Raw genomic sequence first — 22,136 nt, 5'->3', positions numbered from 1 at the left:
CCGACCGTGCTGTTCATGGCCCCGCAGCCGGAGGAACTGCCGCCGCCCCGGGCGGTCGAGCCGGTGACCCCCGCCGTCGAGCCGGAGCCCGCCGCCGCCGAGGAACCGGCCGAGCCGGGCCGCCGCCGTCGCCGGGGCCGCCGCGAGGCCGAGCCGGTCGAGGTCGTCGAGGTGGAGGAGGAGCCGACCGACGAGGCCGACGAGACCGCCGAGGCCGACGAGGACGAGGACGAGTTGGGTGCCGGCCGGCGCCGCCGGCGGCGGGGCCGCCGGGGCCGGGGCCGGGGCAAGGGCGGCGCGGACGAGGCCGAGGACGAGGAGTCCGAGGAGCCGGTCCAGGCCGAGGGCACCGAGGCCGAGGCCGAGACGGACGAGGGCGACGAGGAGGAGGACGGTGGCGACGGGCTGACCCGCCGCCGGCGCCGTCGCCGTCGTCGGGGCGCCGGCGAGGCCGAGGGGGCCGCCGACGACGGCGTGCCGACCGTGGTCAAGATCCGCGAACCGCGCAAGGCCGTCGACGAGGTCCAGGGCGTCTCCGGGTCGACCCGGCTGGAGGCAAAGCGCCAGCGCCGCCGGGACGGCCGTGAGCAGCGTCGCACCCGCCCGCCGATCCTGAGCGAGTCGGAGTTCCTGGCCCGCCGCGAGGCGGTCGACCGGGTGATGGCGGTCCGCCAGCGCGGAGACCGGACCCAGATCGCCGTCCTGGAGGACGGGGTGCTGGTCGAGCACTACGTGACCCGCAACTCCGCCGGCACCATGGCCGGCAACGTCTACCTCGGCAAGGTGCAGAACGTCCTGCCCAGCATGGAGGCGGCCTTCGTCGACATCGGCCGGGGCCGCAACGCCGTGCTGTACGCCGGCGAGGTGAACTGGGACACCACCGGCCTGGAGGGGCGGGCCCGCTCGATCGAGCAGGCGCTCCGGTCCGGCGACTCGGTGCTGGTGCAGGTCACCAAGGACCCGATCGGGCACAAGGGCGCCCGGCTGACCAGCCACATCGCGCTCTCCGGCCGGCACCTGGTCTACGTGCCCAACGGCAACGCCTCGGGGATCAGCCGCAAGCTGCCCGACACCGAGCGCAAGCGGCTGCGGGACGCGCTGAAGAAGCTGGTCCCGGACGGCGCCGGCGTAATCGTCCGGACGGCCGCCGAGGGGGCCAGCGAGGACGAGTTGGCCCGGGACGTCAAGCGGCTCCAGGCCCAGTGGGAGGACATCCAGGCCAAGTCCGCCTCCGGTGGCGCCCCGGTGCTGCTCTACGAGGAGCCCGACCTGGTCATCCGGGTGGTCCGTGACCTGTTCAACGAGGACTTCCGCGAGCTGGTCATCGAGGGCGACGAGGCGTTCGGCATGGTCGAGTCGTACCTGTCGCACGTCTCCCCGGACCTGGTGGAGCGGCTGCGCCGGCACGCCGGCACCACCGACGTCTTCGCCGAGTACCGGATCGACGAGCAGATCCTCAAGGGCCTGGACCGCAAGGTCTTCCTCCCCTCCGGCGGTCACCTGGTGATCGACCGGACCGAGGCGATGACCGTGGTCGACGTGAACACCGGCAAGTACACCGGTGCCGGGGGCAACCTGGAGGAGACGGTCACCCGGAACAACCTGGAGGCCGCCGAGGAGATCGTCCGCCAGCTCCGGCTGCGCGACATCGGTGGCATCGTGGTGATCGACTTCATCGACATGGTGCTGGAGTCGAACCGGGAGCTGGTGCTGCGGCGGCTCACCGAGTGCCTCGGCCGGGACCGGACCAAGCACCAGGTCACCGAGATCACCTCGCTGGGCCTGGTGCAGATGACCCGCAAGCGGATCGGCGCGGGGCTGCTGGAGGCGTTCAGCGAGAACTGCGAGTGCTGCAAGGGCCGGGGGCTGATCATCCACACCGAGCCGGTGCCGGAGAAGCCCCGGGCCGGTGGCGCGGGGGAGAAGGTCAAGGCGGTGGCCTCCGCGGTCGCCGCCCCGGCGGAGCCGGCCGCTGCCGGTTCGTCCCGGCGGCGGGGCCGCAAGAGCGCCCCGCCGGAGCGGACCGTGGCCGAGATCGCCGAGACCACGGAGACCAGCGGCGACGCCGAATACCACGACACGATGGGCTACGACCTGTCCCGGTACGAGACGGACACCGCCGCCGCGCCGGAGATCGCCGACGCGCAGTCCGGCGAGTCCGCCCGGCTGGCCGCCCCGGACGACCCGGACGCGCTCGGTGACGGGGAGGGCGAGGCGGACGGTACGGGCCGTCGCCGGGCCCGGCGCACGGGCGCCCGTCGGCGTACCCGTCCCTGACAGGTTGACGGGTCTGGCATGGTGACAGGGCCCCTTCTCTCGGTGACACCGGGGGAGGGGCCCTTGTCGTACCCGTCCGACCCCGCCCCACCGGCCTGACCGGTCACCCCGGCTAGGAGAACCACATGCGCCGCCTGCTCGCCACCGCCGTCGTCCCCCTGGTCCTGCTGGCCGGGGTGGGCTGTTCCACCGACCCGGACCCCGCCCCGCCGGGCGCGGACCCGGTGGCCCCGGTCGGCCCCGCCGTCGCCCTGCCCTCGGCCGGGGCCAGCGCGTCCCAGGTGTGCGCCGCCGCCCAGCAGGCCGGCACGCTGGCGGTGCAGACCTACGTCGACGAACTGGGCCGGATGGTGGCCGCGACCGGGGCCGACGACGCTCCGGGCGCCCAGGCCGCCCGGGACCGGGCCGGGGCGGCCCTCACCGGCTGGCGGAGCGCGCTGCGTGAGCTGTCGACCCGGGCGACCGACCCGCCGTTGAAGACGCTGCTCACCGACATGGCCGACGAGGTGGAGGCGAAGGGCGCCGACGTCGACGAGATCGACGAGGTCGACCTGGAACGCCTCCGGCAGCGCCTCGACCCGCTCTGCGCCCGCTGAGCCCGGCCCGGCCCCGCCCCGCTGGCCGGCGAAAAGGGGGTGGGCGGTTTGGGCGTCGGGGTGGGGATGGCGTACGCTATCTTGCGGCGCACTTTTGGTGCGCTGAGTTCTCGCTGCCCGGGCCGCCGTGCCCACGGCGACCGGTGTGCACACCACGGCGTGCCGGCCCACGACGTGCAGACCACGGCGTGCCACACCGACCGGCGCGTCGGAGCGGGAACGACCGCCAGCAGCCTCAACGACAGGGAGTGCGCCTCCGATGTACGCGATCGTCAAGACCGGCGGCAAGCAGTACAAGGTCGCCGAGGGCGACGTGATCGAGGTCGAGAAGCTCGTCGGTGCCCCCGGCGACGCGGTGCAGCTCACCGCGGTGCTCCTCGTCGACGGTGACGACCTGGTGACCGACGCGGCCAAGCTCGCCCAGGTCGCGGTGTCCGGGGAGATCGCCGCCCACACCAAGGGCCCGAAGATCCGGATCCACAAGTTCAAGAACAAGACCGGTTACCACAAGCGCCAGGGTCACCGCCAGCCGCTGACCCAGGTCAAGGTGACCGGCATCTCCAGCGGGAAGTAGGTCGTCCTCCAATGGCTCACAAAAAGGGTGCGTCCAGCTCGCGCAACGGCCGTGACTCCGCGGCCCAGCGGCTCGGCGTGAAGCGCTTCGGTGGTCAGGTGGTCAGCGCGGGTGAGATCCTCATCCGGCAGCGCGGCACCAAGTTCCACCCCGGTGACCTGGTCGGCCGTGGCGGAGACGACACGCTCTTCGCGCTGGCCGCCGGCTCGGTCCAGTTCGGTACCAAGCGCGGTCGCAAGACCGTCAGCATCGTACCGGCGGAGCAGTAGTCTCACGGCGAAGCGGGCCGCGGACCGGTGGGTCCCGGCCCGCTTCGCCTTTTCTCCGACCGGACGGGGTCGCTCCGACCGGTGGATCTCACGCGCGGGGACGGACCCCGCGGGAAGGACTGCGACGTGGCGACGTTCGTTGACCGGGTCGTCCTGCACCTGCAGGCCGGCGACGGCGGGCACGGTTGTGTCTCGATCCACCGGGAGAAGTTCAAGCCCTTCGGCGGCCCCGACGGCGGCAACGGCGGGCACGGCGGCAGCGTCTCGCTGGTGGTCGACCCACAGGTGCACACGCTGCTCGACTTCCACTTCCGCCCGCACGTCAAGGCGGAGAACGGCACCGGTGGCGCCGGCTCGAACCGGGACGGGGCCAACGGCCGTGACCTGGTGCTCAAGGTCCCGGACGGGACGGTCGTGCACGCCCCCGACGGGACCGTGCTGGCCGACCTGGTCGGCGCCGGCACCACCATCGAGGTGGCCCGGGGCGGCCGGGGCGGGCGCGGCAACGCCTCGCTGGCCAACGCCCGGCGCAAGGCGCCCGGCTTCGCCGAACTGGGCGAGCCCGGTGACCGCCTCGACGTGGTGCTGGAGCTGAAGAGCGTCGCCGACGTCGGACTGGTGGGCTTCCCGTCCGCCGGCAAGTCGTCGCTGATCTCGGTGCTCTCCGCCGCCAAGCCGAAGATCGCCGACTACCCGTTCACCACGCTGGTGCCCAACCTCGGCGTGGTCCGGCTGGACAACCACACCTTCACCGTCGCCGACGTGCCGGGGCTGATCCCCGGGGCGGCCACCGGCAAGGGCCTCGGGCTGGAGTTCCTGCGGCACGTCGAGCGCTGCGCCGTGCTGGTGCACGTGATCGACACCGCCACCCTGGAGCCCGGCCGGGACCCGGTCGCCGACATCGACGCGATCGAGGCGGAACTGGCCGAGTACGGCGGGCTGGCCGACCGGCCCCGGCTGGTCGCGCTGAACAAGGTCGACGTGCCGGACGGGCGGGACCTGGCCGAGATCGTCCGACCCGACCTGGAGGCCCGGGGGCTGCGGGTGTTCGAGGTCTCCGCGGCGACCCGCGAGGGGCTCAAGGAGCTCACGTACGCGATGGCGGAACTGGTCGCGCAGTCCCGGGTGGTCCCGGACGTGGAGCCGACCCGGATCGTGATCCGGCCGAGGGCGGTCGACGACGCCGGCTTCACCATCGAGGCACAGCCGGACGGCTCGTACACCGTCCGGGGGGACCGGCCGGAGCGCTGGGTGCGCCAGACCAACTTCGACAACGACGAGGCGATCGGGTACCTCGCCGACCGGCTGGCCCGGCTCGGCGTGGAGGAGCAACTCGCCAAGGCCGGTGCCCAACCCGGTGACCTGGTCCGCATCGGCGAGCGCGAGTTCGACTGGCAGCCGACGCTCTACGCGGGGGCGGAGTTCGTCCCCGGCAACCGGGGCACCGACCACCGCCTGGAGGACAAGTCGACCCGGGCGTCGGCCGCCGAGCGGCTGGCCGCCCGCAAGGCCCGCCGCCAGCGCCCCGCCGACGAGCAGGACGGGGCCGACCAGCCCGCCGACTCCGACGAGGCGACCGACGACGCAGAGTGATGGTACGGTTCGGCGGATCGCGCCGCCGAACGTACCGTTGGTCGCTGCCATCGGGACGGATGTCGGAAACCTGCGCGAAATCCGTGACACCTACCGTGACGGAATGCTGATCGAGGCCCGTCCCGCCACCGACCCGGAGATCCTCGCGCTGGTCACCGCGCAGCAGCGGGAACTGCGGGAGGCCGACGGGGGGCTGGACGGGCAGGCGACGGTGACCCGCGACGACATCGACTACCTGGTGTTCGTGGTCGCCGGTCGGGCGGTCGCCTGCGGCGGGATCCAGGAGCTGGACCGCACCACGGGTGAGCTGAAGCGGATGTACGTCCGACCGGCGTTCCGGGGCCGGGGGGTCGGCCGGCAACTCCTGGTGGCCCTGGAGGAACTCGCGTTCCAGCGGGGGTACCAGACGGTGTGCCTGGAGACCGGGACGTACCTGCCGGCGGCGATCGGGCTGTACACCTCCAGCGGGTACGAGTCGATCCCGGTGTACGGCGAGTACGTCGACAACCCGTACAGCGTGTGTTTCGCCAAGCGCCTGCCGGTGGCCGCCTGACGGCCGACGCCGGAACCGGCTGACGGCGGGGCCGGCCGGACGGCGGGACGGCCCCGGCGGGTCAGGGGCGGTCGAACGGGCGGTCCAGCCGCTGTGCGGTGGCGCCGGCACCGGGGGAGAGCAGCAGCCCCAGCAGGAGCATGCCGAAGCCGAGGCCGAGGTGCAGCCAGTTGTCGGCGGCGTTGACCGGCAGGACGTTCGCCGACGCGGGGGTCTCGCCGTGCGACAGCACCAGCCCGTAGAGCCAGAGCGCCAGGTACACCGCGCCGCCGACGGCCAGGAACACCCGGGCGCCGGCCACGCTGCGGGCGAGCACCAGCCCGACCAGGCCGAAGAGCAGGTGCACCGCGTTGTGCAGCACGGACACCTGGAACAGCCCCAGCAGCTTCGCCCCGGAGCCGTGCCCGGCGACGGTCATCTCGTCGTACCCGGTGGTGACGCCCGGGACGAAGCCGAGCAGCCCGACGAGCACGAAGACCCCGGCCACCACGAGGGCGGCGGTGCGTACCCGGGGCCGGTGACCGGTGGTCCGGTCGTCGCGCGTGCCACGCGCCATCGCTGTCACCTCCGTGCTGCGGGCTCCCGACCGACCGCCGTCGACGCCGGAACGCCTCCGGCCGGCTCCGGAGGGCGGCGGCGCCCGCTCCGATCCTCCATCCTGTCGTCCCGACGGCGGGGACCGCAGCGAAACCGTGAACAGGCCGCGCCGGCCGGGCGAGGTGCCCGGCCCGGCCCGTGATCAGGGCTCAGCCGACGCGCCGGACGTCGGTGAGCACGAAGCCGCTCGGCGGCAGGACCGGCATCCGGCGCAGGTTCAGCGCGAGGTCCTGCGGCGGGACCACGTACCGCATGGCGGCGGTCAGGGTGGTCACCGCCCGCTTCATCAGCTCGATGGTGAGCCACTCCCCGGCGCACCGGTGCCCGCCGAGGTGGTCGCCAGCGCCCTGCGGCACCAGGTCGTACCGGTCGCCGTGCCAGGCGGCGAAGCGGTCCGGCCGGAACCGGTCCGGCTCCGGCCAGAGGTCGGGATGGTGGTTGGTGCCGTACAGGTCGAGCAGCACCCGCCGGCCCCGGGGGAAGTGGTAGCCCTGCCAGTCGAAGGAGTCCCGCACTCGGGCGGCGACGACCGGGAAGAACGGGTAGAAGCGGCGGACCTCCTGGACGAAGCGCTCGGTGTCCTCCTCGCCGGCCCGGACCCGGTCCCGCCACTCGGGGTGCTCGTGCAGGGCGAGCGCGGCGAAGACGACGTACCGGTCCACCGCCACCGTGGGGCGGAGCACGTTGAGCAGTTCCACCGCGGCGATCCGGCGGCACAGCAGCCGCCCGTCGGCGTCGTGGTGCCCGGCGACCGCGGCCAGGGCACTGCCCGGCGGGGCGGGCAGGGTGCCGTCGCGGGCCCGGTCCACGACGTCGGCGAGCCAGCGCTCGGCCCGCTGCCGGGCCAGGCGGCCCCGCCAGTGCCGGGGGCCGAACGCGGCCGGGGCGGCGATCATCGCGTGCAGGTCGGCGCAGTGGCGCGCCACGGCCGAGGCGGCCAGCGGTACGCCGGCCCAGGCGCAGACCGCCCGGGTGAGGATCCGGCCGACCTCCTCGTGGAGCACCACCCGACCGGCCTGCTCCCAGGCCGGGACCCGGGCCCGCCACTCGTCGTCGAACAGGTGGCCCAGGTGCCGGAGGGCGGACGGCGTCATGATCGACATGAACATCGCCTTGCGGGCCCGGTGTGCCGGGCCGTCCAGCCCCTGCACCCCGCCGACGCCGACCAGGGTGTGCTGGCCCCGTTTCGGCATCGCGCCGTGCCGGACGAACCGGTCGGTGTCGGAGAACAGCATCGCCCCGGGCCGCCCGCGCAGGCAGATGGTCCGTTCCAGCAGCAGCCGGGTCTGGAAGATGTCGCTGCCGAGCCGGGCGCAGCGGTTGCCGATGAACCGGTACCCGTCCCGCAGGAACGCGACGCTGCTGTCCGGGCTGCCGTCCCCCGGGATCGTGCCCATCCGGCGCCCTCCTGACCCGGTGTCGGCCGCCCGTCGGTCGGACCGCTGGGCGACTTCTACCCGGGTGACGGCGGCTGAATCCGGGCCGCGCCGAATCCTGCGGGCCGACCCGGGCCCGGCCGGGCCGGGGAGGGTCAGCCGGGCCGGGGAGGGGCCAGCCGGCGACAGATCGGCTGGCCCCTCCCCGGACGGCGAAAACCTGGTCTGCTGTCCGGGTACCGCCCGGCGGACCGGTCGGGCGGGACGCCGCTGTCGGCGGCCGGCCGGGTGGACCCGGGCCACGCCGACGCGGGACCGGACGGACGACGGTGGGGAGGCGGCATGCGGGAGAACGGTTCGCCGTACTGGCGGCGGGTGACGGCCGGAGCGGACGGCGCCGGCCGGGCGGGGGCGTCGGTGGCGGAGACGACGCCACCCGTCCCGGCACCGGCCGGCGGGTGTCCCGGGACGCCGGCCGGCACCGGTCCGGCCCTCGGGGGCCGTCGGCCGCAACGGTTCACGGTGCATCTGGGGTTCGAGGCGACCGGCCCGGACGAGGCCCGGGAGATTGCCGTCGGGTACGCCGAGGCGCTCGGTCTGCTCCGCCCGGAGCTGGCCGTCGGCGCGTCGGCGTTCTCCCCGGCGCACGCCTGGCACCGGGCGGAGCGGTTGTTCTGCGGGGCGGCCGGCCCGGACGGCGAGCGCTGCGCCGACGTGGCGGGGCACCCGGGCTTCCACCACGCGCCCGGCCTGGCCGGGCTCGGCTGGGGCGACGGTGACTGACCGGCCGCCCGGCGGTCAGTCCAGGTCGAACTCGCCGTCCTGGGCGCCGGCCACGAAGGCGTCCCACTCGGCCTGGGTGAAGACCAGGACCGGGCCGTCCGGCTCGGCCGAGTTGCGCATGCCGATCAGGTCGTCGACGAAGGCCACCTCGACCGCGCCCTCGGAGGTATCCCCTTCGGCGCGCTGCCAGACCGCTCTGGACAGGTCGAAGTCGCCCTTGGGGTGCTGACTCATGGTTCGTCCTCCATCGCGAAGCGTTAAGGGGAACGTCTCCGGCTCCCCATCGGGCAGGATAAGCGGATGCCGAGCTTGACCCGTGTAGAGGCGACCGCGCGTGGCGAGTTGATTACCGTCACGTCCTATCAGGTGGACCTCGACCTCACCGGCGGCGCGGAGCGGTTCCGCTCCCGCGTCACCATCCGGTTCCGGGCGACCCCCGGGGCCGAGACCTTCGTCGAGGTCAAGCCCGCGACCCTGCTGGCGGTACGCCTCGACGACGACGACCTCGACCCGGCCGCGCTGGTCGACAACCGGTACCCGCTGACCGGCCTGCGCGCGGAGAACACGCTGGTCGTCGAGGCCGAGATGGCGTACTCGAACACCGGCGAGGGGATGCACCGCTTCGTCGACCCGGCCGACGGCGAGACCTACCTGTACGCGATGTCCTTCCTGGACGAGGTGCAACGGATCTTCGCCGCCTTCGACCAGCCCGACCTGAAGGCGCCGGTGACGCTGACGGTGACCGCGCCGCCGGGGTGGACGGTCGCGGCCAACGCCGACGTCGCCGCCACCCCGGCGCCCGGCCGGTGGGAGTTCGCCCCCACGGTGCCGCTGCCCACGTACCTGTTCACCCTGGTCGCCGGGCCCTGGCACGTCCGCCGGGACAGCCACGACGGCATCCCGCTCGCGGTCTACTGCCGGCGTTCGCTCGCCCCGTACCTGGACGCCGAGCTGGCCGAGATCCTCACCGTCACCCGGCAGTGCCTGGACCGGTTCCACCAGCTCTTCGCCGAGCGGTACCCGTTCGGCACGTACGGCCAGGCGTTCCTGCCCGAGTTCAACCTCGGCGCGATGGAGAACCCGGGCCTGGTCGGCCTCCGGGACGACTACGTCTTCCGCTCGGCGGTCACCGACGCCGAACGGGAGCGGCGGGCCACCACCATCGCGCACGAGATGGCCCACATGTGGTTCGGTGACCTGGTCACCATGCGCTGGTGGGACGACCTGTGGCTGAACGAGTCGTTCGCCGAGTACCTCGGCACCCGGGTCACCGCCGAGGCGACCCGTTTCGACCGCGCCTGGACGACCTTCGCGCTGCGCCGCAAGGCCTGGGGGTACGCGGCCGACCAGCGGCCGTCCACCCACCCGGTGGCCCCCGAGGAGGTCGTCGACGCCGCCGAGGGGCTGCTGAACTTCGACGGCATCTCGTACGCCAAGGGCGCGTCCGTGCTGCGGCAACTGGTCGCCTGGCTCGGGGACGAGGCGTTCCTCGCCGGGCTGAACGCCCACTTCGCCGCGCACCGGTTCGGCAACGCCACCCTGGCCGACCTGCTGGACAGCCTCGCCGCCGCGGCCACCGGCCGGGACCTGCGGGGCTGGGCGGCGCGCTGGCTGCGCCAGGCGCAGGTCAACACGCTGCGGGCGGAGGTCGCGGTGGCCGCCGACGGCCGGTACACCGAGGTCGCGATCGTGCAGAGCGCCCCCGCCTCGCACCCGGTGCTGCGCCCGCACCGGGTCGGCGTCGGCCGGTACCACGCCGACGGCACGGTGGCCCGCGACGAGGTGGACCTCGACCCGGACGTCGACGGCGGCCGGACCGTCCTCACCGGACTGGCGGGACAGCCGGCGGCCCGGCTGCTGCTGCCCAACGACGGTGACCTGACCTTCGCCAAGGTCCGCCTCGACCCGGCCTCGGTGGACGCCCTGCCGCTGCTCCTGCCCGACCTGGCCGACCCCCTGGCCCGGGCCGTGCTGTGGGGCGCGGCGCTGGACGCGGCGACCGACGGGGAGTTCCCGGTGACCGCGCTGGTCGCGCTGATCGAGACGGCCCTGCCGGCGGAGACCGAGGTGGTCCTCGTCGAGGACGTCCTGTCGCTGAGCCGGTCGCTGATCGACCGGTACCTGGAGCCGGCGGCCCGCGCCACGGCGCTGGAGGTGGTGGCGCGCACCTGCACCCGGATGGCGTCGGCCGCGCCGCCCGGCGGGTCGATGCAACTGGCCACCGTGCGCGGGGCGGTCGCCGCCGACACCGACGTCGACCTGCTCGTCGGCTGGCTGGCCGGGCGGGACGTGCCGGCGGGGCTGGCCGTCGACGCGGAACTGCGCTGGCGGGTGCTGCGCCGGCTGGTGGTGCTCGGGGCGGCCGGCGCGGCGGAGATCGACGCCGAGGCCGCGGCCGACCCCAGCGCGACCGGCGCGGAGCGGGCCGCCCGGTGCCGCGCGGCGCTGCCCGACGTGGCCGCCAAGGAGGCCGCGTGGGAGATCGTCGTCCGCGACACCGCGCTGTCCAACCGGCTGGTGGAGGCCACGGCCGAAGGGTTCTGGCACCCCGAACAGGCCGAGTTGACCGCGGGGTACGTGCAGCGGTACTTCGCCGAGATGCCGGCGGCGGCCCACCTGCGTACCCCGTGGGTGGCCGACGAGGTCGCGAAGCTGGCCTATCCCGAGTTCGCCGTGGCGCAGAGCACCCGGGAGTCGGCCGCGGCGCTGCTGGCCCGCGACGACCTGACCCCCGGGCTGCGCCGGGTGGTCACCGACGCCGACGACGACCTGCGTCGGGCGCTCGCGGCCCGGACGGCGGTGGCGGCGATCGTGGCGACCTGACCCCTTCCGGCCCCGCCGGTCCCGGCACCGACCCCGTTACCCGGCCGGTGGGGGCGCGGTGGTCGGGGTCGGGGCGGCGGGGGCGCGGCATACGATCACCAGGTGGAGGAACGTATCCGGCGGGTCGGGATCATGGGCGGCACCTTCGACCCGATCCACCACGGGCACCTGGTGGCGGCCAGCGAGGTGGCGAACCGGTTCGGGCTGGACGAGGTGGTCTTCGTGCCCACCGGGCAGCCGTGGCAGAAGGCGGACACCCCGGTCAGCCCGGCCGAGGACCGCTACCTGATGACCGTGGTCGCCACCGCCTCGAATCCGGACTTCCAGGTCAGTCGGGTGGACATCGACCGGGACGGGCCGACCTACACCGTCGACACCCTGCGCGACCTGCACGCCCTGTACGGCGCGCAGACCCGGCTCTTCTTCATCACCGGCGCGGACGCGTTGGAACGGATCCTCTCCTGGAAGGACCTGACCGAGATCTTCGAGCTGGCCCACTTCATCGGGGTGACCCGACCCGGGTTCGAGCTGACCGCCGCCCACCTGCCCGCCGACGCGGTCAGCCTGGTCCAGGTCCCGGCGATGGCCATCTCGTCCACCGACTGCCGCGCCCGGGTCGCCCGGGGCGAGCCGGTCTGGTACCTGGTCCCCGACGGTGTGGTGCAGTACATCGCCAAACGCGGCCTCTACCAGGAGAAGTAGGGGTCTCCATGGGCTGTTCGTCCTGGTATCCGACCAGAACTGCCGCGCCGGGACGGCGCGGCGTGTGAGACGCTTGGACCATCGCACGGTTGATCGAAGGAGAACGGTGACAGTTTCCGAACGCGCCCACGAGCTGGCGATCGCCGCCGCCCAGGCCGCGGCCGACAAGAAGGCGCAGGACATCGTCATCATCGATGTGGGCGACCAGCTCGCCATCACCGACGCGTTCCTGCTCGCCGCCGCGCCCAACGAGCGCCAGGTGCTGGCCATCGTCGACGCCATCGAGGAGCGGCTGCTCGACCTGCCGGAGAAGGCCAAGCCGGTCCGGCGCGAGGGCGAGCGCGGCGGGCGCTGGGTGCTGCTCGACTACGTCGACATCGTGGTGCACGTGCAGCACACCGAGGAGCGCGAGTTCTACGCCCTCGACCGGCTCTGGAAGGACTGCCCGACCATCCCGTTCGTCGACCGTGACCTGGTCGACGCCGAGGCGGGCGGCTCGACCTCCACCGTCGAATGACCCGGCTGGTCGTCTGGCGGCACGGCAACACCGACTGGAACGCCGCCAGCCGGGTCCAGGGGCAGACCGACGTCCCCCTCAACGACCTGGGCCGGGAGCAGGCCCGCGCGGCGGCACCACTGCTCGCGGCGCTGCGCCCGGACGCGATCGTGACCAGCGACCTGAGCCGCGCCGCCGACACCGCCGCCGCCCTCGCCGCGCACACCGGCCTGCCGGTCCGGTCCGACGCCGGGCTGCGGGAGCGGCACTTCGGGCGCTGGCAGGGCCTGCTGCTCACCGAGGTGGCCGAGCGGTACCCCGACGAGTACGCCCGCTGGCGGGCCGGTGACCCCGACCCGGGCGCGGACGTCGAGAGCCTCGCCGACCTGGGCGCCCGGCTCGGCACGGCCTTGCAGAAGGCCGCCGACCTGGTGCCCGGGGGCACCGTCGTGGTCGCCACCCACGGCGCCGCGGCCCGGCAGGGCTGCGGTCACCTGCTCGGCTGGGACGCGACGGTGCTGCGCGCGCTCGGCTCGCTGGAGAACTGCCACTGGACCGAGCTGCGGCACAACGCCGTCCGGGGCTGGCACCTGCGGGCCCACAACGTCGGTCCGGTCACCGCGACGGTCCCCGTCGAGGCGGTCTGAGCCGGCGACGGACCGGGGCGCCGACCGACCCGCCCGGCCAGGCCGGGCCGGTCGGGGAGCGGCCCGCCCGGCGGCCGGGGTCGGCATCGGCTAGCGTGCCGGGCATGTCCGTCGCGGTCGTCACCGACTCCACCGCCTACCTGCCGTCCGAGCTGGTGCGTTCGCACCGGATCACGGTGGTCCCCCTGACCGTGGTGCTCAACGGCGCGGAGGGCCTCGAAGGGGTCGAGACGTTCCCCGCCGACGCCACCCGGGCGCTGGGCGCGCGGCGGGTCTCGGTGAGCACCTCCCGCCCCGCCCCGGAGCAGTTCGCGCGCACGTACCGCCGGCTGCTCGACGCGGGGGCGGAGGCCGTCGTCTCCGTGCACCTGTCGACGGGGCTCTCCGGCACCGTCGAGGCGGCCCGGCTCGCCGCCGCCGAGGTGGGCGCGGAGCGGGTCGCCGTCGTCGATAGCCGGTCCACCGGGATGGGGCTGGGCTTCCCGGTGCTGGCCGCCGCCTCCGCCGCCGAGGCGGGCGCCGACCTGCCCGGGGTACGCCGGGCTGCGGTGGACGCCGTCGCCCGCACCACCATCTTCTTCTACGTCGACACGCTGGAGTTCCTCCGTCGGGGTGGCCGGATCAACGCCGCCGAGGCGCTGCTGGGCACCGCCCTGTCGGTGAAGCCGATCATGCACATGCCGGACGGGACGATCGAGGTCCGGGACCGGGTGCGTACCGCCAGTCGGGGCGTGGCGAAACTGGTCGACCTCGCGGCCGAGGCGGCCGGCGACGCCGACGTGGACCTCGCGGTGCACCACCTCGCCGCGCCCCAGCGGGCCGGGGCGCTGCTCGACGCGCTGACCGCCCGGTTCGGTGACCGGCTGCACCGGGCGTACGTCACCGAGGCCGGTGCGGTGGTCGCCGCGCACGCCGGGCCGGGACTGGCCTGCGTGGTCGTCCACCGGCTGCTCCCCGCCACCCCGGGCACCGACGCCGACCCCCGATAGAACCGCCGGCCTGGCCTTCGCGCTGGCCTGGCCCTCGTGCTGGCTGTGCTGGCCCTCGTTCTGGCCTGGCCCTCGTTCTGGCCTGGCCCTCGTGCTGGCCTGGCCCTCGTGCTGGCCTGGCGCTTGTGCTGGCTGTGCTGGCCCTCGTGCTGGCCTGGCCGTCACGCGCGTGGCGTGGTCCGGGCTGGGCCGGGTTTCGGGCCGGCTGACGGTTGGCCGGTGGGGCCCGCGCCATAGCAGACCGGTGCATGATCAGGCGTTTGTCCACAGTGGCGGTCGTCGTCCACAGGGGGCGGTCGACCGGCCGCGCCGGACGGATGGCCGGCCGTAGCGTCGCCGCGTGTCCGACGACGAGGCGACGATGGCGCACCAACGGCTGTGGCGGCTGTTCGAGCCGACCCCCGCCCATCCGACCGCCACCGATCCGCAGGGCCTGCTGCCCGTGGTCCAGCGGGTCGGGTCCCCCGTCCGGCCGGCGCCGCACCTCCCGCCCGTCGACGACGCCCACGCCGGCCACGACCAGGCCCACCAGGACGACGTCCGGCACGTCCAGGCTCACCACGACGACGTCCGGCACGTCCGTGGCCGGTACGCCCGTGGCGGGCACGCCCGGGTCCGGCACGACCACCACGACCACGGTGACCGGCCCGACCACCCCGCTGGTCCCGGCGGTGCCGCCGGCCACGGTCACGTCGACCCGGACGAGCTCCACGACCACCCCGGACACCACGGCGACGGCGCGGACGGGCCGGTCGATCCGCCGGCCGCCCGGTGGCCCGGACCGGACGCGTTCGACCCCGGCCGGCGGGGTGTCCGGGTGCTCGCCGTCGTCGGGGTGCTGGTGGTCCTCGGCGCGGGGGTCTGGGCGTGGCGCGCCAGGCCGCAGGCGGAGCCGGTCGCGCCGTCGACGACGGCGACCCTGGCGGTGCCCGAGGCGTCCGCCGAGCCGACCGAACCGTCCACGGACGACCTGGTGGTCGCGGTGGCCGGCAAGGTCCGCCGGCCCGGGTTGGTCCGGGTGCCGGCCGGTGCCCGGGTCGCCGACGCCGTGGCCGCCGCCGGGGGAGTCCTGCCCGGGGTGGACCTCGCCCTGCTCAACCCGGCCCGCAAGGTCGCCGACGGTGAACTGGTCCTGGTCGGGGTCACCCCGCCGCCCGGCCAGCCGGCGGCACCGGCGGCCGGTGGGGCGCCGGGCGCGGCGGGGCAACCGGGCGGGGCCGCCCCGGGTGGCCTGGTCAACCTGAACACCGCCACGCTCGCCCAACTCGACGGGTTGCCCGGGGTCGGCCCGGTGCTCGCCCAGCGGATCCTCGACCACCGGGAGCGGCACGGCGGCTTCCGGACCGTGGGTGACCTGCGCCAGGTGAGCGGCATCGGCGACGCCCGGTACGAACAGCTCAAGGAACTGGTGACGGTGTGACGGGCCGGCTGCCCACCGTCGGCACCCGGCCGGCCGGTGCGCGCCCCGGTGCTCCGGTGGACCGGGGCGACCCGGCCCCGCCGGACCTGCGGCTGGCCGGGCTGGCGGTGGCCGCCTGGCTGACCGCCCTGGCCGGGCTGTACCTGACCGGGTGGACGATGCTGCTGGTCGCCGGGCTCGCCGCCGGCCTCGCCACCGCTGCCACGGTGTACCTGACCGGAGTCCTGGGCCGGCCGGCGGCCCCGGTGCGCCGGTACGGCTGGATCGCGGTCGCCGTGCTGATCGGGGTGGTCTGTGGCGCGACGGCGACCGCCGCCCGGCTCGGCGTCCGGGACGCCGAGGCGATTCGGGCGTTGGTCGACGAGCGGGCCACCGTCACCGTCGCGGCGACCGTCACCGACGACCCGCGCCCGGTGCGCCGGGTGCCCGGACGGCCGGCGGCGTTCCTGGTGGCGGCCGAGCTGACCACGCTGACCGGGCCGGACGGTCGGCGGGTGCGCGCCCCGGCCCGGCTCCTGCTGCTCGCCGCTGATCCGGGCTGGAAGGGGCTGCTTCCCGGGCAGCGGGTCACCGCCGAGGGGCGGCTGGCCGAGCCCCGGGGTGGCGACCTGACCGCGGCGGTGGTGCTGGTCGACGGGCCGCCGGTGCGCCACGGCCCACCGTCCTGGCTGCAACGGGCCGCCGGTGACCTCCGCGCCGGGCTGCAACGCGCCTGTGAGCCGTTACCCGACGAGCAGGGCGGCCTGCTGCCCGGCCTGGTCGTCGGCGACACCAGCCGGCTGCTGCCCACGGTGGAGGAGGACTTCCGGGCCACCGGCATGACCCACCTCAACGCGGTCTCCGGCTCGAACGTGGCGATCGTCGTGGGCGCGGTCCTGCTGCTGGCCCGGTGGTGCCGGGCCGGGCCGTACCTGGCGGCAGGGCTCTGCGCGGTGGCGCTGGTCGGCTTCGTGGTGCTGGTCCGCCCGTCGCCGAGCGTGGTCCGCGCCGGCACCATGGGCGCGATCGGGCTGGCCGCCCTCGCCGCCGGGCGGCCCCGGGCGGCGCTGCCCGCGCTGGCCGCCGCGGTGGCCGTGCTGGTGGTACTCGATCCGGAGCTGGCCGGGGACGCCGGGTTCGCGCTCTCCGTGCTGGCCACCGGGGGCCTGCTGCTGCTCGCCCCGCGCTGGCGGGACGGGCTGCGCCGGCGGGGCGTGCCGGCCGGGCTGGCCGAGGCCCTGGCGGTGCCGGCGGCGGCGCAGCTCGCCTGCGGCCCGGTGGTGGCCGGCATCTCCGGCACCGTCAGCCTGGTCGCGGTGCCGGCGAACCTGCTGGTGGTGCCCGCCATCGCGCCCGCCACGGTGCTCGGGGTGGTGGCGGCCGTGGTCTCGCCGTTCTGGCCGGCCGGTGCCGAGGCCGCCGCCTGGTTGGGCAGTTGGCCGGCCTGGTGGCTGGTGACGGTGGCCCGGTACGGGGCCCGCCTGCCCGGCGGGAACCTGCCCTGGCCGGGCGGGGTGCTCGGGGCGCTGCTCCTCGGGGCGCTCACCGTGGCGTTGCTGGTCGCCGTCCGCCGTCCGGTCATCCGCCGGCTGGTGGCGGTGCTCGTCGTCGCGGTGGTGCTGGGCACCCTGCCGGTGCGGCTGGTGGCGGGCGGGTGGCCGCCGCCGGGCTGGGTGGTGGTGGCCTGCGCGGTGGGGCAGGGGGACGCCCTGGTGCTGCCGGTCGCCGAGGGGCGGGCGGTGGTGGTCGACGCCGGCCCGGACCCGACGGCGGTGGACGGCTGCCTGCGCCGGCTGAAGGTCCGGGAGGTGTCGTTGCTGGTGTTCAGCCACTTCCACGTCGACCACACCGGCGGGGTGACCGGGGTGTTCCGGGGCCGCCGGGTACACGCCGTGGTCACCCCGGCGTGGCCGGAGCCGGCGGGCGGGCGGGACCTGGTCCGGGCGGCGGTGGGCGGGACGCCGGTCGCGGCGGCGACGGTGGGCTGGACGTGGCGGGCCGGTGCGGTGGAGGTGACCGTCGTCGGGCCGCCGTACCCGCTGCGCGGCACCCGGTCGGACCCGAACAACAACTCGCTGATCCTGCGGGCCACCGTGGCCGGGGTGCGGATCCTGCTGGTCGGGGACGCGGAGACCGAGGAGCAGCGGGCGCTGCTGGACCGGCCGCCACCGGGTGGGCTCCGGGCCGAGGTGCTCAAGGTCGCCCACCACGGCTCGGCCTACCAGGAGCCGACCTTCCTGGACGCGGTCCGCCCGGTGGTCGCGCTGGTCCCGGTGGGGGCGGAGAACGACTACGGGCACCCCGATCCGGGGGTACTGGCCCGGCTGAGCAGGGGCGGGGCCCGGGTGCTGCGGACCGACACCGACGGCGACGTGGCGGCGGTCCAGGCTGGGGCCGGGCTGGCGGTGGTGGCGCGGGGCCCTGCCCGACAAGGGCGGTAGCGCCGCCCCACCTCGACCGGTAGCTGTGTCTTGCGGGCTTTGGCGAAGGATGAGATCGAATGTCTGGATTTGCGCTGTGTGCGGGGTCTGCCGTGGTCGTGCCGGCGAGCAGGGTGGACCCGTTCCGGGGGCGTGCGAGTATGGGCGGCGTGACCGCCAGTCCCGCACCTATTCTGCTCGTTCTCGGCGACGAGGAGCTGCTCGCCACGCGCGCGGTTTCCGAAGCCGTGGCGACAGCCCGCGCCGCCGACCCGGACGTGGACGTCCGGGAGTACCAGGCCGGGGTGCTCACCGTGGGCGAGATCGCCGAGATGCTCAGTCCGTCGCTCTTCGGCGGGCGGCGGCTGCTCGTGCTCCGCTCCGGCCAGGACGCCCGCAAGGACCTGGCCGCCGCCCTCCTGGCGTACGCGAAGAACCCCGACCCCGACGTCCAGTTGGTGGTGCTGCACCTCGGCGCGGCCAAGGGCAAGGCGTTCGCCGACGGGCTGAAGGCGGCGGGCGCGACCGTGGTCCCCGCCGCCAAGCTGAAGGGCCACCGGGAGCGGGTCGCCTTCGTCCGCGAGGAGATCCGCCGGGCCGGCGGCCGGTGCGCCGAGGACGCCGCCGAGACGCTGATCGCGGCGGTCGGCACCGACCTGCGGGAGTTGGCCGCCGCGTGCGCGCAGCTCATCGCGGACACCGACGGCCGCATCGGTGCCGACACGGTGGCCCGGTACTACCGGGGGCGGGCGGAGGTGAGCGGCTTCACGGTCGCCGACGCGACGATGGTCGGGGACGTCCCCGCCGCGCTGGAGGCGCTGCGCTGGGCGCTGCACGTCGGCGTGGACCCGGTCCCGATCGCCGACGCCCTCGCCGACGGGGTGCGGACCGTCGCCCGGGTGGCCTCCGCCGGGCGGGGCAGCGCGTACCAGTTGGCGAGCAGCCTGGGCATGCCGCCGTGGAAGATCGAACGGGCGCAGCGGCAGGGGCGGGGCTGGACGCCGGAGGGCCTGGTCCAGGCGATGCAGGCGGCGGCCGAGGCCAACGCGGCGGTCAAGGGCGGCGCGGACGACCGGGCGTACGCCCTGGAACGGGCGGTCTTCGCGGTCGCCGCCGCCCGGCAGGACGGGGCCAGGTGAGCGGGTCCACCCGGACGGGCTGGGCCACGGTCCCGGTCGACGAGGAGCGGTACCGGCCGCTCTACGCCCGGCTCCTCGGCCTGCGCTTCGTCAACCCGGGTGGGGTGCTCTGCTTCCTCTTCTTCGAGGGCTCGGTGGCCCTCGCCGCGCTGCTCGCCCTGGCCGAGCTGGTCAGCTGGTGGTCGGTGCTGCTGCTGCCCGCCGCCGTGGCGGTCATGGTCAAGCTCAACGACATGGTGGCCGAGACGGTGGTCCGGTCGGCGACGCTCGTGCCCGAGCAGGAACGGGACCGTTTCCGCCGGCAGATGGAGCCGGTGGTCGGGCGGGTCCGGGTCGCCCACACCCACCCGGTCGTGCCCGGTGTCGTGGTCGCCGTCGAACCGGCACCCGGGACGCGGGTCGAGCCGGCTGGCCGCAGGGCCGATCCCGCCGGCAGCGGGCAGGGCCAGGGCGGGTAGCGGGGGCCAGGCCCGGTGGCGTGGCCCGGGGGCCTCGGCAGGAACCAGCCGGCCCGGGTGGGTGCGGACGGAGACGGCCGGAACCCCCGGGACTGGTCAGCCCCGGGGGTTCCGATCAGGTTAGCGGTCTGCTGGTCGCCGGCTCAGGCGGCGAGCGAGTCCACGCGCTTGGCGATCGCGGACTTGCGGTTCGCAGCCTGGTTGGCGTGGATCACGCCCTTGCTGGCCGCCTTGTCCAGCTTGCGCGCGGCGTCCCGCATGAGGGTGGTGGCCTTCTCGACGTCACCGGTCTCCGCAGCCTCGTGGAACTTGCGGATGGCGGTCTTCAGCGACGACTTGACCGACTTGTTCCGCAGCCGGCGCTTCTCGTTCTGCCGGTTGCGCTTGATCTGGGACTTGATGTTCGCCACGCGACAGCCTCGTCTTGATAGCTCGGGTTGGTCTGCTTGCTGCGCGCGACGAGCATGCGTCATCGCTGCGCGAAAAGCCAGGCTACCAGGTCGCCCCAGACGAGCCAAAACGGCTCGGGGGCACGCTCCCCGCCGGGCGCCCTTACCCGCCTCGGGCACGGGGCGGTGTGCCGTCGCCGGCCCGGTCCCCGTCAGCGGTCGGGCGGTGGGGCGTCGTGGGGCCGGCGAGGTGCGGCGCCGAGGGACCAGCCCTGTCGGTGGGCGAGCCAACCGAGCGCCTGCTCCCCGCTCCACCGTTGGTGCGCCGACCGGTACGGCGGGGCGGTCGGTGGGGCCGCCGCCGCGCCGGTGAGGAAGTAACCGGAGAGCGCGGCGAGGGTGACGTCCAGGGCGTCCGGGGGCGCGTCGGCCGCCGCCGGGTGCCCGGCGAAGAGCGCGTCGGCGTCCGACCCACCGGCGTACGCGGGGAGCAGGAGGGTCACCAGGTCGAACCAGGCCGGCCCGTGACAGAGCCACGCCCAGTCGCAGAACCAGACCCGGCCGTCCGCCCCGACCAGGACGTTGTCCGCCCGCAGGTCACCGTGGAGCAGCCCGGTCGCGGTCGCGGCGTACGCCGGCAGCCGCGACTCCAGGGCCACCAGGTCGTCGAGGCGGTCGGGGACTGCGGCGGGTACCGGCGGCAGTGGCTCCCGGCCGGCGGCCACCTCCACCCACCAGAGGATGTCCTGCCGGGCCAGGTCGGCCAGGTGGGGCAGGCCCAGCCCGGTCAGCGCGGCCGGTGGCGTGGCCAGGGCGGCGGCGACCTCGGCGTACCCGGCGAGGGTGGCGGTCAGCTCGGCCGGGTCCCAGGGCAGCCGGGGCATCCGCCCGTCGACGGCGTCCAGGCCGACCGCGTACCAGCCGGCCGCGTCCAGGGTCCACCGGGGCCGGGGGACCGGCAGCCCGGCGGGCAGCCCGGCGAGGACGGCCACCTCGCGGGCGTACCAGTCGGTGAGGTGCCGGTCCCGGGCCAGCTCCGCGGCCTTGACGAAGACCCGGCCGCCGTCGGCGGTGGTCAGCACCGCGGCGAAGCCCCGGGTGAAGCCGCCCCCGGCGGTCCGGGCCCCGACCACCGGGACGCCGAGCCGGGCCGTGACCGCCGCGCGCAGCCCGGCCGGCAGCGCCGACCAGGCGGGCCGGGCGGCGGTCGCGTGGTACGGCACCGGGGGCGGCGAGGTCGGGCGCATCCGTCCATGGTGCCGGCCGGCCGGGCCGGACCGCGCGCCGATCCTGCGGGGCGGGCGGGACGTCGCTCTGTCAGACTGCCACTCCATGAGGACCGACGACTTCTGGCGGCTGATCGACGAGGCGCGGGCCGGGGCCGGCGGTGCGCCCGACGCGGTCGCCGCCCGGGCGGTCGCCCTGCTCGCCGCCCGGGACCCGGCGGAGATCCTCGGGTACGCCCAGCACCAGCAGCGGGTGCTCGCCGCCTCGTACACGGTCGATCTCTGGGGCGCGGCGTACCTGATCAACGGGGGCGCGTCCGACGACGGCTTCGAGTACTTCCGGGGCTGGCTGATGACCCAGGGCCGGGCGGTCTTCGCCCGGGCGGTCGGGGCCCCGGACTCGCTGGCGGAGCTGCCGCAGGTCCGGGCCGCCGCGCTCAGCGGCGAGGAGTTCGAGTGCGAGGACATGCTGGCGGTGCCGTGGGACGCGTACCGCAAGGCCACCGCCGCCGACCTGCCGACGAACCGGGACCCGGTGCCGGTGCCGAACCTCGACGACTTCTGGGACTTCGACGACGAGGACGCCGCCCGGCAGCGGCTGCCGAAGCTGGCCGCCCTCTTCGTCGAGCCGCCGATGGAGTGACGGACCGCTGGGTGGCCGGTCAGGTGGCCGCCGGAGGGTGAGAGGGGAACCCTTCTCTACCGTAGGCGTTAACAGGGGGCCCTTCCTTACGTCGGTGGACCGGCGGGTGCCGGGGATCGCCCGCACAGCGGAGGCGCGGCGGCGACGTGGGAGCATAGAGGGGGCCGGCGCCGCGCCGGCCTGCTCA

The 22,136-nt window shown here is 75.3% G+C and carries 22 protein-coding genes; 17 read left to right on the top strand and 5 right to left on the bottom strand.

Going from position 1 to position 22,136, the window contains the following annotated elements; genetic code table 11:
• From AWW66_RS03060 to AWW66_RS03035, 6 genes are all read left to right on the top strand, one after another.
• Positions 1 to 2,277, top strand: a 2,277-nt coding sequence (locus AWW66_RS03060) for an Rne/Rng family ribonuclease (protein WP_067359766.1), incomplete at its 5' end; no start/stop codon positions are given.
• 125 nt (positions 2,278 to 2,402) lie between these two features.
• Positions 2,403 to 2,873, top strand: a complete 471-nt coding sequence (locus AWW66_RS03055; RefSeq protein ID WP_067359755.1) for a hypothetical protein — start codon at positions 2,403 to 2,405, stop codon at positions 2,871 to 2,873.
• A gap of 259 nt (positions 2,874 to 3,132) precedes the next feature.
• Entirely contained in the window at positions 3,133 to 3,447 is a 315-nt protein-coding gene (rplU, locus tag AWW66_RS03050) for a 50S ribosomal protein L21 (RefSeq protein ID WP_067359754.1), read from the top strand.
• 11 nt (positions 3,448 to 3,458) lie between these two features.
• Positions 3,459 to 3,716 carry a 50S ribosomal protein L27 gene (gene rpmA, locus AWW66_RS03045; RefSeq protein ID WP_067359753.1) on the top strand — a complete coding sequence of 86 codons (258 nt, stop codon included), beginning with the start codon at positions 3,459 to 3,461 and terminating at the stop codon, positions 3,714 to 3,716.
• Positions 3,717 to 3,842: 126 nt separating this feature from the next.
• Complete coding sequence (gene obgE / locus AWW66_RS03040; protein ID WP_067359752.1) at positions 3,843 to 5,309, top strand: GTPase ObgE; 1,467 nt, start codon at positions 3,843 to 3,845, stop codon at positions 5,307 to 5,309.
• A 103-nt stretch (positions 5,310 to 5,412) separates the two neighbouring features.
• Positions 5,413 to 5,862 carry a GNAT family N-acetyltransferase gene (locus AWW66_RS03035; RefSeq protein ID WP_067359751.1) on the top strand — a complete coding sequence of 150 codons (450 nt, stop codon included), beginning with the start codon at positions 5,413 to 5,415 and terminating at the stop codon, positions 5,860 to 5,862.
• A gap of 61 nt (positions 5,863 to 5,923) precedes the next feature.
• On the opposite strand, the gene AWW66_RS03030 is transcribed toward AWW66_RS03035, so the two are convergent.
• Together AWW66_RS03030 and AWW66_RS03025 are read right to left on the bottom strand one after the other, a co-directional pair.
• Positions 5,924 to 6,418 carry a DUF4383 domain-containing protein gene (locus AWW66_RS03030; protein ID WP_067359750.1) on the bottom strand — a complete coding sequence of 165 codons (495 nt, stop codon included), beginning with the start codon at positions 6,416 to 6,418 and terminating at the stop codon, positions 5,924 to 5,926.
• Between the two features lie 190 nt (positions 6,419 to 6,608).
• On the bottom strand, positions 6,609 to 7,856 hold the full coding sequence (locus AWW66_RS03025) for a cytochrome P450 (RefSeq protein WP_067359749.1): 1,248 nt from the start codon (positions 7,854 to 7,856) through the stop codon (positions 6,609 to 6,611).
• Positions 7,857 to 8,177: 321 nt separating this feature from the next.
• Here AWW66_RS03025 and AWW66_RS03020 point away from each other — a divergent pair, with 321 nt between their 5' ends.
• Positions 8,178 to 8,618 (top strand): hypothetical protein, encoded by a 441-nt coding sequence (locus AWW66_RS03020; RefSeq protein WP_157527092.1) that lies wholly within the window; start codon positions 8,178 to 8,180, stop codon positions 8,616 to 8,618.
• Between the two features lie 15 nt (positions 8,619 to 8,633).
• On the opposite strand, the gene AWW66_RS03015 is transcribed toward AWW66_RS03020, so the two are convergent.
• Entirely contained in the window at positions 8,634 to 8,852 is a 219-nt protein-coding gene (locus AWW66_RS03015; RefSeq protein ID WP_067359748.1) for a DUF397 domain-containing protein, read from the bottom strand.
• A gap of 66 nt (positions 8,853 to 8,918) precedes the next feature.
• On the opposite strand from AWW66_RS03015, the gene pepN reads away from it, so the two are divergent.
• From pepN to AWW66_RS02970, 9 genes are all read left to right on the top strand, one after another.
• Positions 8,919 to 11,441: an aminopeptidase N gene (gene pepN, locus AWW66_RS03010; RefSeq protein ID WP_067359747.1), complete on the top strand. Its 2,523-nt coding sequence runs from the start codon at positions 8,919 to 8,921 to the stop codon at positions 11,439 to 11,441.
• A gap of 102 nt (positions 11,442 to 11,543) precedes the next feature.
• A complete protein-coding gene (nadD, locus tag AWW66_RS03005; protein WP_067359746.1) occupies positions 11,544 to 12,143 on the top strand; it encodes a nicotinate-nucleotide adenylyltransferase in 600 nt (199 codons plus the stop codon).
• 106 nt (positions 12,144 to 12,249) lie between these two features.
• A complete protein-coding gene (gene rsfS, locus AWW66_RS03000; protein WP_067359745.1) occupies positions 12,250 to 12,660 on the top strand; it encodes a ribosome silencing factor in 411 nt (136 codons plus the stop codon).
• Positions 12,657 to 13,286: a histidine phosphatase family protein gene (locus AWW66_RS02995; RefSeq protein ID WP_067359744.1), complete on the top strand. Its 630-nt coding sequence runs from the start codon at positions 12,657 to 12,659 to the stop codon at positions 13,284 to 13,286. The genes rsfS and AWW66_RS02995 overlap by 4 nt, the downstream gene beginning before the upstream one ends.
• Positions 13,287 to 13,390: 104 nt before the next feature.
• Entirely contained in the window at positions 13,391 to 14,275 is an 885-nt protein-coding gene (locus tag AWW66_RS02990) for a DegV family protein (protein ID WP_067359743.1), read from the top strand.
• Positions 14,276 to 14,615: 340 nt separating this feature from the next.
• Positions 14,616 to 15,695, top strand: a complete 1,080-nt coding sequence (locus AWW66_RS34760; protein WP_245647853.1) for a ComEA family DNA-binding protein — start codon at positions 14,616 to 14,618, stop codon at positions 15,693 to 15,695.
• A gap of 56 nt (positions 15,696 to 15,751) precedes the next feature.
• Positions 15,752 to 18,115, top strand: a complete 2,364-nt coding sequence (locus tag AWW66_RS02980) for a ComEC/Rec2 family competence protein (protein WP_245647868.1) — start codon at positions 15,752 to 15,754, stop codon at positions 18,113 to 18,115.
• Between the two features lie 140 nt (positions 18,116 to 18,255).
• On the top strand, positions 18,256 to 19,233 hold the full coding sequence (holA, locus tag AWW66_RS02975) for a DNA polymerase III subunit delta (RefSeq protein ID WP_067359742.1): 978 nt from the start codon (positions 18,256 to 18,258) through the stop codon (positions 19,231 to 19,233).
• Entirely contained in the window at positions 19,230 to 19,691 is a 462-nt protein-coding gene (locus AWW66_RS02970; RefSeq protein ID WP_067359741.1) for a hypothetical protein, read from the top strand. Before holA ends, AWW66_RS02970 begins: the two co-directional genes overlap by 4 nt.
• Positions 19,692 to 19,834: 143 nt before the next feature.
• Here AWW66_RS02970 and rpsT read toward each other — a convergent pair whose 3' ends face one another.
• Both rpsT and AWW66_RS02960 read right to left on the bottom strand, forming a co-directional pair.
• Positions 19,835 to 20,101, bottom strand: a complete 267-nt coding sequence (rpsT, locus tag AWW66_RS02965; protein WP_067359740.1) for a 30S ribosomal protein S20 — start codon at positions 20,099 to 20,101, stop codon at positions 19,835 to 19,837.
• 191 nt (positions 20,102 to 20,292) lie between these two features.
• Complete coding sequence (locus AWW66_RS02960; RefSeq protein ID WP_067359739.1) at positions 20,293 to 21,327, bottom strand: phosphotransferase; 1,035 nt, start codon at positions 21,325 to 21,327, stop codon at positions 20,293 to 20,295.
• 85 nt (positions 21,328 to 21,412) lie between these two features.
• Between AWW66_RS02960 and AWW66_RS02955 the strand changes: the two genes are divergently transcribed.
• On the top strand, positions 21,413 to 21,949 hold the full coding sequence (locus AWW66_RS02955) for a DUF4240 domain-containing protein (protein ID WP_067359738.1): 537 nt from the start codon (positions 21,413 to 21,415) through the stop codon (positions 21,947 to 21,949).
• The last annotated feature ends 187 nt before the right edge of the window (positions 21,950 to 22,136 follow it).

The organism is Micromonospora rosaria, from assembly GCF_001567585.1.
In the GTDB taxonomy this organism is placed as follows: Bacteria; Actinomycetota; Actinomycetes; order Mycobacteriales; family Micromonosporaceae; genus Micromonospora; species Micromonospora rosaria.
Note: the sequence above shows the minus strand (reverse complement) of the source record. Positions and strands in the feature narration are given on the sequence as shown.